We start from the raw sequence: 450 nt of genomic DNA, 5'->3' as shown, positions 1-450 counted from the left end.
TCTAGACACTGCCCCGCTCAACGCGATCGTATCACTGGGCGGATGTTCAGCTTCCTTCGTCAGTCCGCAAGGACTGGTTGCGACCAACCGTCACTGCGTGCTGGAATCGCTCCAGTACAACAGCAAGGAGAGTCAAGACTATCTCACCAAGGGATTTCTAGCGAAAAGCCTTGGTGAAGAATTACCCGCGGTGCCCGGCAGCCGCATCTATGTGATCGAGGATATCCGTGATGTGACCGCCGACATGCTCAAGGGCGTATCGGACAAGCTGAACGGCTTTGCCCGCTATGAGCGGCTCGACAGGAACCGGAAGGCGCTGATCGCCGCATGTGAAGAACAGCCCAATCGCCGCTGCGACGTGGAGTCCTATTATGGCGGCGCCTCCTACTATCTCCAGCAGAAGCTCGAAATTCAGGACGTGCGCCTAGTCTATGCGCCCGCGCTCGGCAT

Annotated in this window: 1 protein-coding gene; it reads left to right on the top strand. The window is 57.8% G+C overall.

The window, feature by feature from the left end; translation table 11 throughout:
• On the top strand, nt 1–450 hold a 450-nt coding region (locus tag EOA23_RS35385), incomplete at both ends, for a S46 family peptidase (protein WP_145966632.1).

The sequence above is a fragment of the Mesorhizobium sp. M2A.F.Ca.ET.042.01.1.1 genome, from assembly GCF_003997405.1.
Taxonomy (GTDB): Bacteria; Pseudomonadota; Alphaproteobacteria; order Rhizobiales; family Rhizobiaceae; genus Mesorhizobium.
This window is presented reverse-complemented; position numbering and strand designations above follow the sequence as displayed.